The 16,422-nt window shown below is 51.1% G+C and carries 16 protein-coding genes; 12 read left to right on the top strand and 4 right to left on the bottom strand.

What is annotated here, in order from left to right; translation table 11 throughout:
- Window positions 1-171: 171 nt before the first annotated feature.
- Together tig and bolA are read right to left on the bottom strand one after the other, a co-directional pair.
- Entirely contained in the window at window positions 172-1,470 is a 1,299-nt protein-coding gene (tig, locus tag RGV86_RS18355) for a trigger factor (RefSeq protein WP_001198383.1), read from the bottom strand.
- A 341-nt stretch (window positions 1,471-1,811) separates the two neighbouring features.
- Window positions 1,812-2,129: a transcriptional regulator BolA gene (bolA, locus tag RGV86_RS18350; RefSeq protein ID WP_000973458.1), complete on the bottom strand. Its 318-nt coding sequence runs from the start codon at window positions 2,127-2,129 to the stop codon at window positions 1,812-1,814.
- Window positions 2,130-2,433: 304 nt separating this feature from the next.
- Here bolA and RGV86_RS18345 point away from each other — a divergent pair, with 304 nt between their 5' ends.
- The 8 genes from RGV86_RS18345 to RGV86_RS18310 all read left to right on the top strand — a co-directional run bounded on the left by RGV86_RS18345 (window position 2,434) and on the right by RGV86_RS18310 (window position 11,301).
- Window positions 2,434-3,012, top strand: coding sequence for a lipoprotein (locus RGV86_RS18345; RefSeq protein WP_000473500.1), 579 nt, complete (start codon window positions 2,434-2,436; stop codon window positions 3,010-3,012).
- A gap of 43 nt (window positions 3,013-3,055) precedes the next feature.
- Window positions 3,056-4,531, top strand: coding sequence for a muropeptide MFS transporter AmpG (gene ampG / locus RGV86_RS18340; RefSeq protein ID WP_309508463.1), 1,476 nt, complete (start codon window positions 3,056-3,058; stop codon window positions 4,529-4,531).
- A 459-nt stretch (window positions 4,532-4,990) separates the two neighbouring features.
- Window positions 4,991-5,938, top strand: a complete 948-nt coding sequence (gene cyoA, locus RGV86_RS18335; RefSeq protein WP_001239436.1) for a cytochrome o ubiquinol oxidase subunit II — start codon at window positions 4,991-4,993, stop codon at window positions 5,936-5,938.
- Window positions 5,939-5,959: 21 nt separating this feature from the next.
- Complete coding sequence (cyoB, locus tag RGV86_RS18330) at window positions 5,960-7,951, top strand: cytochrome o ubiquinol oxidase subunit I (protein WP_000467154.1); 1,992 nt, start codon at window positions 5,960-5,962, stop codon at window positions 7,949-7,951.
- Window positions 7,941-8,555 (top strand): cytochrome o ubiquinol oxidase subunit III, encoded by a 615-nt coding sequence (locus RGV86_RS18325; protein WP_000179822.1) that lies wholly within the window; start codon window positions 7,941-7,943, stop codon window positions 8,553-8,555. The genes cyoB and RGV86_RS18325 overlap by 11 nt, the downstream gene beginning before the upstream one ends.
- Window positions 8,555-8,884, top strand: coding sequence for a cytochrome o ubiquinol oxidase subunit IV (locus tag RGV86_RS18320; RefSeq protein WP_000019801.1), 330 nt, complete (start codon window positions 8,555-8,557; stop codon window positions 8,882-8,884). Before RGV86_RS18325 ends, RGV86_RS18320 begins: the two co-directional genes overlap by 1 nt.
- Window positions 8,885-8,895: 11 nt before the next feature.
- Window positions 8,896-9,786 (top strand): heme o synthase, encoded by an 891-nt coding sequence (gene cyoE, locus RGV86_RS18315; RefSeq protein WP_000971347.1) that lies wholly within the window; start codon window positions 8,896-8,898, stop codon window positions 9,784-9,786.
- Between the two features lie 150 nt (window positions 9,787-9,936).
- Window positions 9,937-11,301 carry an MFS transporter gene (locus tag RGV86_RS18310; RefSeq protein ID WP_001000994.1) on the top strand — a complete coding sequence of 455 codons (1,365 nt, stop codon included), beginning with the start codon at window positions 9,937-9,939 and terminating at the stop codon, window positions 11,299-11,301.
- Between the two features lie 138 nt (window positions 11,302-11,439).
- Here RGV86_RS18310 and yajQ read toward each other — a convergent pair whose 3' ends face one another.
- Entirely contained in the window at window positions 11,440-11,931 is a 492-nt protein-coding gene (gene yajQ, locus RGV86_RS18305; RefSeq protein ID WP_001138897.1) for a nucleotide binding protein YajQ, read from the bottom strand.
- Window positions 11,932-12,098: 167 nt separating this feature from the next.
- On the opposite strand from yajQ, the gene panE reads away from it, so the two are divergent.
- Window positions 12,099-13,010: a 2-dehydropantoate 2-reductase gene (panE, locus tag RGV86_RS18300; protein WP_000705825.1), complete on the top strand. Its 912-nt coding sequence runs from the start codon at window positions 12,099-12,101 to the stop codon at window positions 13,008-13,010.
- The gene (yajL, locus tag RGV86_RS18295; protein ID WP_001276329.1) at window positions 12,973-13,563 is read left to right on the top strand and encodes a protein deglycase YajL; all 591 of its coding nucleotides are present in this window, start codon (window positions 12,973-12,975) and stop codon (window positions 13,561-13,563) included. The genes panE and yajL overlap by 38 nt, the downstream gene beginning before the upstream one ends.
- Before the next feature lie 53 nt (window positions 13,564-13,616).
- Here the strand turns inward: yajL and RGV86_RS18290 are convergent, their stop codons facing one another.
- Complete coding sequence (locus tag RGV86_RS18290; RefSeq protein WP_000668662.1) at window positions 13,617-15,065, bottom strand: tRNA 4-thiouridine(8) synthase ThiI; 1,449 nt, start codon at window positions 15,063-15,065, stop codon at window positions 13,617-13,619.
- 205 nt (window positions 15,066-15,270) lie between these two features.
- Here RGV86_RS18290 and xseB point away from each other — a divergent pair, with 205 nt between their 5' ends.
- Window positions 15,271-15,513, top strand: coding sequence for an exodeoxyribonuclease VII small subunit (gene xseB / locus RGV86_RS18285; RefSeq protein ID WP_001124936.1), 243 nt, complete (start codon window positions 15,271-15,273; stop codon window positions 15,511-15,513).
- Window positions 15,513-16,412 (top strand): (2E,6E)-farnesyl diphosphate synthase, encoded by a 900-nt coding sequence (ispA, locus tag RGV86_RS18280; RefSeq protein WP_000347245.1) that lies wholly within the window; start codon window positions 15,513-15,515, stop codon window positions 16,410-16,412. The genes xseB and ispA overlap by 1 nt, the downstream gene beginning before the upstream one ends.
- Window positions 16,413-16,422 lie beyond the last annotated feature (10 nt).

Raw genomic sequence — 16,422 nt, 5'->3', positions numbered from 1 at the left:
CTGTGTTATGGGTACGGCATCATCCTATTTCAAGCATAACAATCTTTTGTTGTTACGCTAACACCGAAAGAGGGTTTTCGCACGGTTCCATGCAAAATTCATGACAAAAAAAAGCCCACCACCTGGCGGTGACGGGCCTTTGTGCGAATTTAGCGCGTTATGCTGCTTAAATTACGCCTGCTGGTTCATCAGCTCATTGAAAGTGGTTTCTTTTTCAGTCACTTTCGCTTTCGCCAGTACAGCTTCAACAGCCTGTTCTTCCAGAGCAACATTGCGCATGTTGTCCATCAGTTCTTTGTTTTTGCTGTAGAACTCGATAACTTCTTTCGGATCTTCGTACGCAGAAGCCATCTCTTCGATCAGGCCTTTCACGCGCTCTTCGTCAGCTTTCAGCTCGTTGGCGCGAATAACTTCGCCCAGCAGCAGGCCAACAACTACGCGGCGTTTAGCCTGTTCTTCGAACAGTTCGCGCGGCAGTTCCAGAGCTTGTTTTTCGTTGCCACCGAAACGCTGTGCAGCCTGGCGACGCAGAACGTCGATTTCGCTATCGATCAGCGCAGCCGGTACGTCGATGTCGTTAGCTTTTACCAGACCTTCGATCGCCTGAGACTTAACGCGGTTACGGATGGCGCTCTTCAGCTCGCGCTCCATGTTTTTACGCACTTCAGCGCGCAGACCTTCTACGGAACCATCTTCAACGCCGAAACGTTTGATGAATTCAGCAGTCAGTTCCGGCAGTTCACGCTCTTCAACTTTCTTCAGGTTGATAGCAAATTTCGCTGCTTTACCTTTCAGGTTTTCTGCGTGGTACTCTTCCGGGAAGGTCACGTCGATGGTGAACTCTTCGCCCGCTTTGTGGCCTTTGATACCGTCTTCAAAGCCCGGAATCATACGACCCTGGCCCATCGCCAGTACGAAATCAGACGCTTTACCGCCTTCGAACTCTTCGCCGTCTACAGAACCAGTGAAGTCGATGGTCACACGGTCTTCTGCTTCAACAGCGCCGTCTTTTTCTTTCCAGGTCGCCTGCTGTTTACGCAGAGTATCTAACATACCGTCAACGTCAGCGTCGGTCACTTCAACGATCGGTTTTTCAACTTCAATCGCTTCCAGACCCTGCAGTTCAACTTCCGGATAAACTTCAAACTCTACAGAGTAGGTGAAGTCTTCACCCAGCTTGTATTCGCCCGGAACGTAAGTCGGTGCGCCAGCCGGATTGATTTTTTCTTTAATGATGGCGTCAATGAAGTTACGGCTCATCAGGTCGCCCAGAACGTCCTGGCGTACAGACGCGCCATAACGCTGAGCAACGATATTCATTGGCACTTTGCCTTTGCGGAAGCCGTCAATACGTACTTTTTTCGCAACGTTGACCAGCTCGCTTTTAACAGCGGTCTCGATGCTGTCAGCAGCGATAGTAATCGTTACACGGCGGCCAAGGCCTTGAGTGGTTTCAACTGAAACTTGCATCTTGTTACCTCAAAAAATCACAGTGCTCGGTCAACTCTTACCCCGCAAGCACAGGTTGTTGGCTTCGCGGAACCGGGATGTTCTTATAATCAATCACATTCCCTGTTACCAGAATCATCCCGAAAGCATTCAAATAGGACGCGGCATTATAGCGGCATCACTTTTATGAGTCGAGAACGGTTATTGCGCGCTGCCGCGTATTTTTTCACAATTCTCAGGTAATTTTCGTCTGAATGCTGGGCAAAAAGCGCAAAATCCAGACAAAACAAAACGGCCCGCAGGCCGTTTTTCATAAAATCTTTAACAACATACTGGAAAAACGCTAACTGTTGCAAATGCGTTTAGGCAATGCTTCCAGCTCCACGACAGGGAGGAGAAGCAAAGATGGTATCCTGCAATCCTTCCCACTCTTTAATGGTATAAGTATGCAGAGCCAGCGCATGAACGGTAGTAGAGAGTTCCTCCGCTAAAGTACTGTAAATCATTCGATGACGATTCAGAAAACGTTCACCCATAAAACGATCGCTGACCAGCACAACTTTAAAATGGCTTTCAGAGCCGGCTGGGACATTGTGACGATAGCTTTCATCCACAACTTCGAGGAATACGGGTTGGAACGCCGTCCTTAATTTTTCTTCTATCCGCTCACGTATCATCATGAAATATCTCCTCCGACAACGCTGAGATGTCACCCATCCCTTTAAATACTAGCCGCTTTAACCGTTTCCATTACAGCTTAACAACAAATAATTAGCTTTCATCCTATTTTTTCTGTCAAGCGTATGAAGTTTACTGATTTAAAGATTGATTCACCGGCTTCACATCGGTGTTTCTTTTACCCAAGGCGATTATTTCGTCAACATAATGAATTTACATGTCTTACCCACTTCCCCTCGTCGTTGGCGATGTTATGATGGCGGGAATCTTTACCAAACACGCTAAAAAGTCTCTGAGAGCCAGAACATGTTCAAAAAAATCCTCTTCCCGTTAGTTGCTCTGTTTATGCTTGCAGGATGTGCAAAACCGCCAACAACCATTGAAGTTTCTCCGACGATGACGCTGCCACAGCAAGATCCAAGTCTGATGGGCATCACCGTTAGCATTAATGGTGCCGATCAGCGTACCGATCAGGCGCTGGCAAAAGTCACCCGCGATAATCAAATCGTTACCCTGACCGCTTCCCGCGATCTGCGTTTCCTGCTGCAAGAAGTGCTGGAAAAACAGATGACCGCTCGCGGTTATATGGTTGGCCCGAATGGCCCGGTTAATCTGCAAATCATCGTTAGCCAACTGTATGCCGACGTGTCCCAGGGCAACGTGCGCTACAACATTGCTACTAAAGCAGATATCGCCATCATTGCCACCGCGCAGAATGGCAACAAAATGACTAAAAACTATCGTGCCAGCTACAACGTTGAAGGTGCATTCCAGGCCTCCAACAAAAACATTGCCGATGCGGTTAACAGTGTGCTGACCGACACCATTGCTGATATGTCTCAGGACACCAGCATCCACGAATTTATCAAGCAGAACGCACGTTAATTTCTGCCCTCTGGCCCGGTGTAAATCGGGCCTGTAGACGCCCATGTCCAGTCAATATTTACGTATTTTCCAACAGCCACGTTCAGCTATTTTGCTGATCCTGGGTTTTGCTTCCGGGCTGCCGCTCGCCCTGACATCCGGCACCTTACAGGCGTGGATGACCGTCGAGAATATCGATCTTAAAACCATTGGTTTCTTCTCTCTGGTGGGTCAGGCATACGTCTTTAAATTCCTCTGGTCGCCGCTGATGGACCGCTATACCCCGCCGTTCCTCGATCGTCGACGCGGCTGGCTGCTCGCTACGCAAGCGTTGCTGTTACTGGCGATTGCGGCGATGGGGTTTCTCGAACCGGGTACTCAACTTCGTTGGATGGCGGCACTGGCGGTGGTTATCGCTTTTTGCTCCGCTTCTCAGGATATCGTCTTTGATGCATGGAAAACGGATGTGCTTCCTGCGGAAGAACGTGGCGCAGGTGCAGCAATCAGCGTGCTGGGTTACCGTTTAGGGATGCTGGTTTCTGGTGGTTTAGCCTTATGGCTGGCAGATAAATGGCTGGGCTGGCAAGGCATGTACTGGTTGATGGCGGCTCTGCTGATCCCCTGTATTATCGCAACGTTGCTTGCGCCAGAACCAACCGACACTATTCCTGTTCCCAAAACACTAGAACAAGCCGTTGTAGCACCGTTACGTGATTTCTTCGGTCGCAATAACGCATGGCTGATTCTGCTTTTAATCGTGCTGTATAAGCTGGGCGATGCTTTCGCCATGAGTCTGACTACCACCTTTTTGATTCGCGGCGTCGGGTTTGATGCCGGTGAAGTGGGCGTGGTTAACAAAACGCTCGGTCTGCTGGCGACCATCGTCGGCGCGTTGTACGGTGGTATTCTGATGCAGCGTCTTTCGCTGTTCCGTGCACTACTGATTTTCGGCCTTTTACAAGGTGCGTCCAACGCCGGTTACTGGCTGCTTTCGGTGACTGATAAGCATCTCTACAGCATGGGCGCAGCCGTCTTTTTCGAAAACCTGTGTGGCGGGATGGGCACATCGGCATTTGTGGCGCTGTTAATGACGCTGTGTAATAAGTCATTTTCCGCTACTCAGTTTGCCCTGCTCTCGGCGCTTTCCGCTGTCGGACGGGTATATGTCGGCCCCGTGGCGGGCTGGTTTGTTGAATCACACGGCTGGCCGACGTTTTATCTGTTCTCTGTTGCGGCCGCTGCACCAGGGCTTATTTTGCTGCTGGTTTGTCGCCAGACGCTTGAATATACACGGGTCAACGACAACTTTATCCCACGTACCGAATATCCGTCAGGTTATGCTTTTGCCATGTGGACACTGGCGGTGGGCGTCGGTCTGTTAGCCGTGTGGTTACTGCTGTTGACAATGGACGCGCTGGATTTGACCCACTTCTCTTTCCTGCCTGCGCTGTTGGAAGTCGGCGTTTTAGTCGCCCTGGGCGGCGTCGTGCTTGGTGGTTTTCTGGATTATCTGGCGCTACGAAAAACGCATCTGACGTAATCTGTGAATATAATTTAGCTGTAGTAATCACCCGGCGTAATTATTACGGCTAAATAAACATCAGCATTGCTTAATAATATTTGTTCTTTTGTGCGGCTTAGATTTCTGAAATTATTGACTGAATCTATATGTTTTATTTTTTTACACGATTCAGCTAATGACTTTTTATTTCCCTACGCCTGATTTGTCACCTCAATGATGATTATTTGTTAAATAATTGTTTTATTTTGAGATTGGTTATACCAATTGCCATCCCCACCCCCTTCTGTAGTCCCCTTTCGTTATAACGCCCTTTTGTAACAGCTTCTTAAAATCAACCTGATATGTTTTGCAACATATGTGACCTGACAGCCAAATCCAAGTAACAGGAATTTAATCATGTTTACAGTAATGTAACCTTCCCGTAAAATGCCCACACACTTTAAACGCCACCAGATCCCGTGGAATTGAGGTCGTTAAATGAGACTCAGGAAATACAATAAAAGTTTGGGATGGTTGTCATTATTTGCAGGCACTGTATTGCTCAGTGGTTGTAATTCTGCGCTGTTAGATCCCAAAGGACAGATTGGTCTGGAGCAACGTTCACTGATACTGACGGCATTTGGCCTGATGTTGATTGTCGTTATTCCCGCAATCTTGATGGCTGTTGGTTTCGCCTGGAAGTACCGTGCGAGCAATAAAGATGCTAAGTACAGCCCGAACTGGTCACACTCCAATAAAGTGGAAGCTGTGGTCTGGACGGTGCCTATCTTAATCATCATCTTCCTTGCGGTACTAACCTGGAAAACCACTCACGCTCTTGAGCCTAGCAAGCCGCTGGCACACGACGAGAAGCCCATTACCATCGAAGTGGTTTCCATGGACTGGAAATGGTTCTTCATCTACCCGGAACAGGGCATTGCAACCGTGAATGAAATCGCTTTCCCGGCGAACACTCCGGTGTACTTCAAAGTGACCTCCAACTCCGTGATGAACTCCTTCTTTATTCCGCGTCTGGGTAGCCAGATTTATGCCATGGCCGGTATGCAGACTCGCCTGCATCTGATCGCCAACGAACCCGGTACTTATGACGGTATCTCCGCCAGCTACAGCGGCCCGGGCTTCTCAGGCATGAAGTTCAAAGCTATCGCAACACCGGATCGTGCCGCATTCGACCAATGGGTCGCAAAAGCCAAACAGTCGCCGAACACCATGTCTGACATGGCTGCGTTCGAAAAACTGGCCGCGCCTAGCGAATACAACCAGGTGGAATATTTCTCCAACGTGAAACCAGATTTGTTTGCCGATGTGATTAACAAGTTTATGGCTCACGGTAAGAGCATGGACATGACCCAGCCAGAAGGTGAGCACAGCGCACACGAAGGTATGGAAGGCATGGACATGAGCCACGCGGAATCCGCCCATTAAAGGGGTTGAGGAAGAATAAAGATGTTCGGAAAATTATCACTTGATGCAGTCCCGTTCCATGAACCTATCGTCATGGTTACGATCGCTGCCATTATTTTGGGAGGTCTGGCGCTCGTTGGCCTGATCACTTACTTCGGTAAGTGGACCTACCTGTGGAAAGAGTGGCTGACCTCCGTCGACCATAAACGCCTTGGTATCATGTATATCATCGTGGCAATTGTGATGCTGCTGCGTGGTTTTGCTGACGCCATTATGATGCGTAGCCAGCAGGCTCTTGCCTCAGCGGGCGAAGCGGGCTTCCTGCCGCCTCACCACTACGATCAGATCTTCACCGCGCACGGCGTGATTATGATCTTCTTCGTGGCGATGCCTTTCGTTATCGGTCTGATGAACCTGGTGGTTCCGCTGCAGATCGGCGCGCGTGACGTTGCGTTCCCGTTCCTCAACAACTTAAGCTTCTGGTTTACCGTTGTTGGTGTGATTCTGGTTAACGTTTCTCTCGGCGTGGGCGAGTTTGCGCAGACCGGCTGGCTGGCCTATCCACCGCTATCGGGAATAGAGTACAGTCCGGGGGTCGGTGTCGATTACTGGATATGGAGTCTCCAGCTATCCGGTATTGGTACGACGCTAACTGGTATCAACTTCTTCGTTACCATTCTGAAGATGCGCGCACCGGGCATGACCATGTTCAAGATGCCAGTATTTACCTGGGCATCATTGTGCGCAAACATTCTGATTATTGCTTCCTTCCCAATTCTGACGGTTACCGTCGCGTTGTTGACCCTGGATCGCTATCTGGGCACCCATTTCTTTACCAACGATATGGGTGGCAACATGATGATGTACATCAACCTGATTTGGGCATGGGGACATCCGGAAGTTTACATCCTGATCCTGCCTGTTTTCGGTGTGTTCTCCGAAATTGCGGCAACCTTCTCGCGTAAACGTCTGTTTGGTTATACCTCGCTGGTATGGGCAACCGTCTGTATCACCGTGCTGTCGTTCATCGTCTGGCTGCACCACTTCTTTACGATGGGTGCGGGCGCGAACGTAAACGCCTTCTTTGGTATCACCACAATGATTATCGCCATCCCGACCGGGGTGAAGATCTTCAACTGGCTGTTCACCATGTATCAGGGTCGCATCGTGTTCCATTCCGCGATGCTGTGGACCATCGGTTTTATCGTCACCTTCTCGGTGGGCGGTATGACTGGCGTGCTGCTGGCAGTACCGGGCGCGGACTTCGTTCTGCATAACAGCCTGTTCCTGATTGCGCACTTCCATAACGTGATCATCGGCGGCGTGGTCTTCGGCTGCTTCGCAGGGATGACCTACTGGTGGCCTAAAGCGTTCGGTTTCAAACTGAACGAAACCTGGGGTAAACGCGCGTTCTGGTTCTGGATCATCGGCTTCTTCGTTGCCTTTATGCCGCTGTATGCGCTGGGCTTTATGGGTATGACCCGTCGTTTGAGCCAGCAGATTGACCCGCAGTTCCACACTATGCTGATGATTGCAGCCAGCGGTGCGGTACTGATTGCGCTGGGTATTCTCTGCCTCGTGATTCAGATGTACGTTTCTATTCGCGACCGCGACCAGAACCGTGATCTGACTGGCGACCCGTGGGGTGGCCGTACGCTGGAGTGGGCAACCTCTTCCCCGCCTCCGTTCTATAACTTTGCCGTTGTGCCGCACGTTCACGAGCGTGATGCATTCTGGGAAATGAAAGAGAAAGGCGAAGCGTACAAAAAGCCTGACCACTATGAAGAAATTCATATGCCGAAAAACAGCGGCGCCGGTATTGTCATTGCGGCTTTCTCCACCATCTTCGGTTTCGCCATGATCTGGCATATCTGGTGGCTGGCGATTGTTGGCTTCGCAGGCATGATCATCACCTGGATCGTGAAAAGCTTCGACGAGGACGTGGATTACTACGTGCCGGTGGCAGAAATCGAAAAACTGGAAAACCAGCATTTCGATGAGATTACTAAGGCAGGGCTGAAAAATGGCAACTGATACTTTGACGCACGCGACTGCCCACGCGCACGAACACGGGCACCACGATGCAGGCGGAACCAAAATCTTCGGATTCTGGATCTACCTGATGAGCGACTGCATTCTGTTCTCCATCTTGTTTGCTACCTATGCCGTTCTGGTGAACGGCACCGCAGGCGGCCCGACAGGTAAGGACATTTTCGAACTGCCGTTCGTTCTGGTTGAAACCTTCTTGCTGTTGTTCAGCTCCATCACCTACGGCATGGCGGCTATCGCCATGTACAAAAACAACAAAAGCCAGGTTATCTCCTGGCTGGCGTTGACCTGGTTGTTTGGTGCCGGATTTATCGGGATGGAACTCTATGAATTCCATCATCTGATTGTTAACGACATGGGTCCGGATCGCAGCGGCTTCCTGTCAGCGTTCTTTGCGCTGGTCGGGACACACGGTCTGCACGTCACTTCCGGTCTTATCTGGATGGCGGTGCTGATGGTGCAAATCGCCCGTCGTGGCCTGACCAGCACTAACCGTACCCGCATCATGTGTCTGAGCCTGTTCTGGCACTTCCTGGATGTGGTGTGGATCTGTGTGTTCACTGTTGTTTATCTGATGGGGGCGATGTAATGAGTCATTCTAACGTGAGCGGCGGCGCATCCCATGGCAGCGTAAAAACCTATATGACAGGCTTTATCCTGTCGATCATTCTGACGGTGATTCCGTTCTGGATGGTGATGTCAGGTTCTGCCTCTCCGGCCGTAATTCTGGGAACAATCCTGGCAATGGCAGTGGTACAGGTTCTGGTGCATCTGGTGTGCTTCCTGCACATGAATACTAAATCAGATGAAGGCTGGAACATGACGGCGTTTGTCTTCACCGTGCTAATCATCGCGATTCTGGTTGTAGGCTCCATCTGGATCATGTGGAACCTCAACTACAACATGATGATGCACTAAGAGCGGCGGTTATGATGTTTAAGCAATACCTGCAAGTAACGAAACCAGGCATCATCTTTGGCAACCTGATCTCGGTGATTGGGGGATTCCTGCTGGCCTCAAAGGGCAGCATTGATTATCCCCTGTTTATCTACACGTTGGTTGGAGTGTCACTGGTTGTGGCGTCGGGTTGTGTGTTTAACAACTACATCGACAGGGATATCGACAGAAAGATGGAAAGGACGAAGAATCGGGTGCTGGTTAAAGGCCTGATCTCTCCTGCTGTCTCGCTGGTGTACGCCACCGTGCTGGGTATTGCTGGCTTTATGCTGCTGTGGTTTGGCGCGAATCCGCTGGCCTGCTGGCTGGGGGTGATGGGCTTTGTGGTGTATGTTGGCGTTTATAGCCTGTACATGAAACGCCACTCTGTCTACGGCACGTTGATTGGTTCGCTCTCCGGCGCTGCGCCGCCGGTGATCGGCTACTGTGCGGTGACAGGCGACTTCGATAGCGGCGCTGCAATCCTGCTGGCTATCTTCAGCCTGTGGCAAATGCCTCACTCTTATGCCATCGCCATTTTCCGCTTCAAGGATTATCAGGCGGCGAACATTCCGGTACTGCCGGTAGTGAAAGGCATTTCAGTGGCGAAGAATCACATCACGCTGTATATCATCGCCTTTGCTGTTGCCACGCTGATGCTCTCTCTTGGCGGTTACGCTGGATACAAATATCTGGTGGTCGCTGCGGCAGTCAGCGTCTGGTGGTTAGGTATGGCCCTGCGTGGTTATAAAGTTGCTGATGACCGAATCTGGGCGCGCAAGCTGTTCGGCTTCTCTATCATCGCCATCACTGCCCTCTCGGTGATGATGTCCGTTGATTTTATGGTGCCGGACTCGCATACGCTGCTGGCTGGCGTTTGGTAACTGCGACTTCCCTGTTAAAAAAGGTGCTACGGCACCTTTTTTCTTAGCATTAGAAACATATCCCTCACGAAATATTTACTAAAAAATCCGCATGTTTACCCCATTCGTTTGCCGCTTTACACTAGTCGCGAATTTAAAACAGAGGTGGTAATGAACGATTATAAAATGACGCCAGGCGAGCGGCGCGCGACCTGGGGTTTAGGAACCGTATTTTCATTGCGTATGCTGGGCATGTTTATGGTTCTGCCGGTTCTGACCACGTACGGCATGGCTCTGCAAGGCGCCAGTGAAGCGTTGATCGGGATTGCGATTGGCATTTATGGTCTGACTCAGGCCGTTTTTCAGATTCCATTTGGCCTGCTTTCCGACCGCATAGGCCGCAAACCGCTTATCGTTGGCGGGTTAGCTGTGTTCGTCGCGGGTAGCGTGATTGCCGCGCTTTCCGACTCCATCTGGGGGATCATTCTGGGTCGTGCGTTACAAGGTTCTGGCGCCATAGCCGCAGCCGTTATGGCGCTACTTTCTGATCTGACTCGCGAACAAAACCGTACCAAAGCGATGGCATTTATCGGCGTCAGTTTTGGCATTACCTTCGCCATTGCGATGGTGCTTGGCCCGATCATCACTCACAAACTTGGGCTACATGCGCTGTTCTGGATGATCGCTATTCTGGCAACGACCGGCATTGCGTTGACCATTTGGGTTGTGCCTAACAGCCGCACGCACGTACTTAATCGTGAGTCCGGGATGGTGAAAGGCAGTTTCAGTAAAGTGCTGGCGGAACCACGCCTGCTGAAACTCAACTTCGGCATTATGTGTCTGCACATGTTGCTGATGTCGACGTTTGTTGCCCTGCCAGGGCAACTGGCTGGCGCGGGTTTTCCGGCAGCTGAACACTGGAAGGTCTATCTGGCGACGATGTTAATCGCCTTTGGCTCGGTTGTGCCTTTCATTATCTACGCCGAAGTTAAGCGCAAAATGAAACAGGTCTTTATCTTCTGCGTCGGGCTGATCGTCATTGCGGAAATCGTGTTGTGGAACGCACAAACGCAGTTCTGGCAGTTAGTGGTCGGCGTGCAGCTTTTCTTTGTGGCGTTTAACCTGATGGAAGCCCTCCTGCCTTCACTTATCAGTAAAGAGTCGCCAGCAGGTTACAAAGGCACGGCGATGGGTGTTTACTCCACCAGCCAGTTTCTTGGCGTGGCGATTGGCGGTTCTCTGGGCGGCTGGATTGACGGCATGTTTGACGGTCAGGGGGTTTTTCTGGCAGGTGCAATACTGGCGGCGGTGTGGCTGGCGGTCGCCAGTACGATGAAAGAACCGCCGTATGTCAGCAGCTTGCGCATTGAAATCCCGGCTGAAGTTGCCGCAAATGATTTGTTAAAAGTTCGTTTACTGGAAACGGCTGGCGTCAAAGAAGTGTTGATTGCAGAAGAAGAACATTCGGCTTACGTGAAAATCGACAGCAAAGTGACGAATCGCTTTGAGGTTGAACAGGCAATTCGCCAGGCATAAAAACGAGGCTAAATTGCCTGATGCGCTACGCTTATCAGGCCTACAAAGTTGCTGTAATCTTTTGAAATCACAAACTTTTGCAGGCCAGTTAAGGCGATCATGCCGCATCCGGCATGAACAGAGCGCACGTTATCGAGATTAATCGCGGAAGTTTTTGAACTGGAACGGCTGGCCGAGATCGCCACCGCGTACCATCGCCATAACAGCCTGCAAATCATCACGGGATTTACCGGTCACACGGATCTCATCACCCTGAATTTGCGCCTGCACTTTCAGTTTGCTGTCTTTGATCATCTTGACGATTTTCTTCTGGGTCGCACTCTCAATGCCCTGCTTCAGCTTCGCTTCCACAAACCAGGTTTTACCGCTATGAACGATATTTTCCGGTACATCCAGCGAACTGCCTTCAATGCCGCGTTTCAGCAGTTTGGCACGCAGAATATCCAGCAACTGATTGACCTGGAAATCGGACTCACTCAGCACTTTGATAGTTTTGTTAGCGTCGTTCAGCTCAAACGACGCTTCAACGTTACGGAAGTCAAAACGAGACTCCACTTCGCGACTCGCGTTATCGACCGCGTTACGCGCTTCCTGAAGATCAACTTCAGAGACAATATCGAAAGATGGCATCTTTTTCTCTCCCTTCATTTTTGATGCGAAGCATAATACCTGCAAAGTTAAATAACAGACAGTCCTGCGCCAGGACGTATCCCTTAATTGTGCATAGTCACAACACCATGCACAATTAAGGGATAGCCTTATTGAACACCCGGTGTGGTTGCGGGTGAGGAGGAACAATGAAAATTACCGTATTGGGATGCGGTGCCTTAGGGCAATTATGGCTTACAGCATTTTGCAAACAAGGTCACGAGGTTCAGGGCTGGCTGCGCGTACCGCAACCTTATTGTAGCGTGAATCTGGTGGAGACAGACGGTTCGATATTTAACGAATCGCTGACCGCCAATGATCCCGATTTTCTCGCCACCAGCGATCTACTCCTGGTGACGCTGAAAGCCTGGCAGGTATCTGATGCCGTCAAAAGCCTGGCGTCGACGCTACCTGTAACCACGCCAATTCTGCTGATCCACAACGGCATGGGCACCATTGAAGAGTTACAGAACATCGGGCAACCGTTACTGATGGGCACGACCACCCATGCAGCGCGCCGCGACGGCAACGTCATCATTCACGTGGCAAACGGTATCACACATATCGGCCCGGCACGGCAACAGGACGGTGATTACAGTTATCTGGCGGATATTTTGCAAACCGTGTTGCCTGACGTTGCCTGGCATAACAATATTCGCGCCGAGCTGTGGCGCAAGCTGGCGGTAAACTGTGTGATTAATCCGCTCACTGCCATCTGGAATTGCCCGAACGGTGAATTACGTCATCACCCGCAAGAGATTATGCAGATATGCGAAGAAGTCGCGGCGGTGATCGAACGCGAAGGGCATCATACTTCAGCGGAAGATTTACGTGATTACGTGATGCAGGTGATTGATGCCACAGCAGAAAACATTTCGTCGATGTTGCAGGACATCCGCGCAATGCGCCATACAGAAATCGACTATATCAATGGTTTTCTCTTACGCCGTGCCCGCGCGCATGGGATTGCTGTACCGGAAAACACCCGCCTGTTTGAAATGGTAAAAAGAAAGGAGAGTGAATATGAGCGCATCGGCACTGGTCTGCCTCGCCCCTGGTAGTGAAGAGACTGAAGCGGTCACCACCATCGACCTGTTGGTTCGCGGTGGTATTAATGTCACCACTGCCAGCGTCGCCAGCGATGGCAACCTGGCGATTACCTGCTCGCGCGGCGTGAAGCTGCTGGCGGATGCGCCGCTGGTCGAAGTGGCGGATGGCGAATATGACGTGATCGTGCTGCCTGGTGGCATTAAAGGCGCAGAGTGTTTTCGCGATAGTACCCTGCTGGTTGAAACCGTTAAACAGTTCCACCGTTCCGGGCGTATCGTCGCGGCTATTTGCGCCGCACCAGCCACCGTGCTGGTGCCGCACGATATCTTCCCGATTGGCAATATGACCGGCTTCCCGACGCTGAAAGACAAAATTCCCGCTGAACAATGGCAGGACAAGCGCGTCGTCTGGGATGCACGGGTAAAATTGCTGACCAGCCAGGGGCCGGGTACGGCTATTGATTTTGGTCTGAAAATTATCGACCTGCTGGTTGGGCGCGAGAAAGCCCATGAAGTGGCATCACAACTGGTGATGGCGGCAGGGATTTATAATTATTACGAGTAGTGTCGGATGCGGCAAACGTCGCATCTGACCAGATGCGACGTAAAAACCACAAATTACGGGCGATATACCTTCACATTATTAAAGCCCTGCTCGCGCAGATAGAGCGCCTGCAGGCGGCTCATCACCCCACGCTCACACCACAATAGCCAGGTTTTGTTCTGGTCGAGATCGCCAAATTTGGTGCTCAGTTTATAGAACGGTAGAGAAACCACGTCGATCCCTTCGACTTTCAACGGCTTATCTTCCTGTTCATCGATAGAGCGAATATCGAGGATCACGTCGTTCGGGCCGAAGCCATTGACGGTTTCCACTTCCACCACTTCCTGCTCGGTCTGCTGAGCGATTTCGCGGATATCAACGTTATTCGCTTCCTCAACTACTTTGTCGAGAATGCTGAAGTCGAACTTCTCTTCTTCCGCTTCAATCTTCGATTTAACCGCTTTCACCGTCGGGCTTTTGGAGATCACACCGCAATATTCCGGCATCGTGCGGGCAAAGTCTTCGGTGCCAATCTGACGAGCCAGGTTGATGATGTGCTCTTTGTCGTAAGAGATCAGCGGACGCAGGATCAGCGTATCAGAGACGTTATCAATCAGGCGCAGGTTGGTCAGCGTCTGGCTGGACACCTGGCCCAGCGCCTCGCCGGTGACCAGCGCCTGTACGCCATAACGTTCAGCCACTTTAGACGCGGCACGCACCATCATACGTTTGAGGATAACGCCCATCTGACCGTCGTCGATTTTCTCAAGAATCTCCCCGACGACCGGCTCGAAGTTAATCGCAACAAAACGCACGCGGTGAGAGCTGCCAAAACGGTTCCACAGATAATGCGCCACCTGACGAACGCCGATTTCGTGCGCCGCGCCGCCGAGATTAAAGAAGCAGTAATGCACGCGGCAGCCGCGACGCATCAACATATAGCTGGAAACACCGGAGTCGAAACCGCCGGAGATCAGCGACAGCACATCTTCCTGGGTGCCGATCGGGAAACCGCCAATACCTTCGTAGCGGCCTTTGATCAGCAGGAGACGATCGTCCTCAACTTCCAGATGGACAGTCACATCCGGATTGGTCAGCTTCACGCGCGCGGACTCAATATGCTGATTTAAACCGCCGCCGACGTAACGTTCCACATCAATCGAGCTAAAATCATGTTTGCCACGGCGCTTCACGCGTACACAGAAGGTTTTACCTTCCAGCTGATCGCGATACTGAACCAACGCTTTCTCAAAAATATCGTGCATGTCAGTAAACGGCACGTCTTCGACTTCGAGAATATGGTGGATACCCGGAATACGGGTCAGGGCATCGCGAATGGCCAGACGCTGATTTTCATCTTTTGCGCGAACTTCGATGTTATCCCAGTGGCGGACGACAGCGAGCGTCTCATCATAGTGCTTTAAAACGTTACGAATATTCCCGGTAAGGATTTTTATAAAGCGCAAGCGCACAGATTGGCTCTTGATGGTGATTTCCGGGAACAATTTAATGATAAACTTCATGGCGGCAATGGTTCGTTGGCAAGTCTTAAGCGACTTGTATAGGGAAAAATACAGCAGCCCACACCTGCGGCTGCATCCAGGCGCGGAAGTATACCACTAACATCGCTTTGCTGCGCACATCACCTTACCATTGCGCGTTATTTGCTATTTGCCCTGAGTCCGTTACCATGGCGGGGCGTAAAATATTGAGAGTCAGACATTCATTATGCCGAAGAAAAATGAGGCGCCCGCCAGCTTTGAAAAGGCGCTAAGCGAGCTGGAACAGATTGTGACCCGTCTGGAAAGTGGCGACCTGCCGCTGGAAGAGGCACTGAACGAGTTCGAACGTGGCGTGCAGCTGGCACGTCAAGGGCAGGCCAAATTACAACAAGCCGAACAGCGCGTACAAATCCTGCTGTCTGACAACGAAGACGCCTCTCCGACACCTTTTACACCGGACAATGAGTAATGGACTTTCCGCAGCAACTCGAAGCCTGTGTTAAGCAGGCCAACCAGGCGCTGAGCCGTTTTATCGCCCCACTGCCCTTTCAGAACACTCCCGTGGTAGAAACCATGCAGTATGGCGCATTATTAGGTGGTAAGCGCCTGCGACCGTTCCTGGTTTATGCTACTGGTCAAATGCTCGGCGTTAGCATGAGCACGTTAGACGCACCCGCTGCCGCCGTAGAGTGTATCCACGCTTACTCATTAATTCATGATGATTTACCGGCAATGGATGATGACGATCTGCGTCGCGGGTTGCCGACCTGCCATGTGAAGTTTGGCGAAGCGAACGCAATTCTTGCTGGCGATGCTTTACAAACGCTGGCGTTTTCGATTTTAAGCGATGCCGATATGCCGGAAGTATCAGATCGCGACAGAATTGCGATGATTTCTGAACTGGCAAATGCCAGCGGTATTGCCGGAATGTGCGGCGGTCAGGCATTAGATTTAGACGCAGAAGGCAAACACATACCTCTGGAGGCGCTTGAGCGTATTCATCGTCATAAAACCGGCGCATTGATTCGCGCCGCCGTTCGCCTTGGTGCATTAAGCGCCGGAGATAAAGGACGAAATGCACTGCCTATACTCGACAAGTATGCAGAGAGCATCGGCCTTGCCTTCCAGGTTCAGGATGACATCCTGGATGTGGTGGGAGATACTGCAACGTTGGGTAAACGCCAGGGTGCCGACCAGCAACTTGGTAAAAGTACCTACCCTGCACTTCTGGGTCTTGAGCAAGCCCGGAAGAAAGCCCGGGATCTGATCGACGATGCCCGTCAGTCGCTGAAACAACTGGCTGAACAGTCACTCGATACCTCGGCACTGGAAGCGCTAGCGGACTACATCATCCAGCGTAATAAATAAACAATAAGTA

Source organism: Escherichia ruysiae, assembly GCF_031323975.1.
In the GTDB taxonomy this organism is placed as follows: domain Bacteria; phylum Pseudomonadota; class Gammaproteobacteria; order Enterobacterales; family Enterobacteriaceae; genus Escherichia; species Escherichia ruysiae.
This window is presented reverse-complemented; position numbering and strand designations above follow the sequence as displayed.

Coding starts and splice junctions, on each gene's coding strand:
- yajQ (WP_001138897.1), bottom strand. CDS start 11,931: ATGCCATCTTTCGATATTGTCTCTGAAGTTGATCTTCAGGAAGCGCGT.
- RGV86_RS18290 (WP_000668662.1), bottom strand. CDS start 15,065: ATGAAGTTTATCATTAAATTGTTCCCGGAAATCACCATCAAGAGCCAA.
- RGV86_RS18320 (WP_000019801.1), top strand. CDS start 8,555: ATGAGTCATTCTAACGTGAGCGGCGGCGCATCCCATGGCAGCGTAAAA.
- bolA (WP_000973458.1), bottom strand. CDS start 2,129: ATGATGATACGTGAGCGGATAGAAGAAAAATTAAGGACGGCGTTCCAA.
- cyoB (WP_000467154.1), top strand. CDS start 5,960: ATGTTCGGAAAATTATCACTTGATGCAGTCCCGTTCCATGAACCTATC.
- panE (WP_000705825.1), top strand. CDS start 12,099: ATGAAAATTACCGTATTGGGATGCGGTGCCTTAGGGCAATTATGGCTT.
- cyoA (WP_001239436.1), top strand. CDS start 4,991: ATGAGACTCAGGAAATACAATAAAAGTTTGGGATGGTTGTCATTATTT.
- cyoE (WP_000971347.1), top strand. CDS start 8,896: ATGATGTTTAAGCAATACCTGCAAGTAACGAAACCAGGCATCATCTTT.
- ispA (WP_000347245.1), top strand. CDS start 15,513: ATGGACTTTCCGCAGCAACTCGAAGCCTGTGTTAAGCAGGCCAACCAG.
- xseB (WP_001124936.1), top strand. CDS start 15,271: ATGCCGAAGAAAAATGAGGCGCCCGCCAGCTTTGAAAAGGCGCTAAGC.
- RGV86_RS18310 (WP_001000994.1), top strand. CDS start 9,937: ATGAACGATTATAAAATGACGCCAGGCGAGCGGCGCGCGACCTGGGGT.
- RGV86_RS18325 (WP_000179822.1), top strand. CDS start 7,941: ATGGCAACTGATACTTTGACGCACGCGACTGCCCACGCGCACGAACAC.
- yajL (WP_001276329.1), top strand. CDS start 12,973: ATGAGCGCATCGGCACTGGTCTGCCTCGCCCCTGGTAGTGAAGAGACT.
- ampG (WP_309508463.1), top strand. CDS start 3,056: ATGTCCAGTCAATATTTACGTATTTTCCAACAGCCACGTTCAGCTATT.
- RGV86_RS18345 (WP_000473500.1), top strand. CDS start 2,434: ATGTTCAAAAAAATCCTCTTCCCGTTAGTTGCTCTGTTTATGCTTGCA.
- tig (WP_001198383.1), bottom strand. CDS start 1,470: ATGCAAGTTTCAGTTGAAACCACTCAAGGCCTTGGCCGCCGTGTAACG.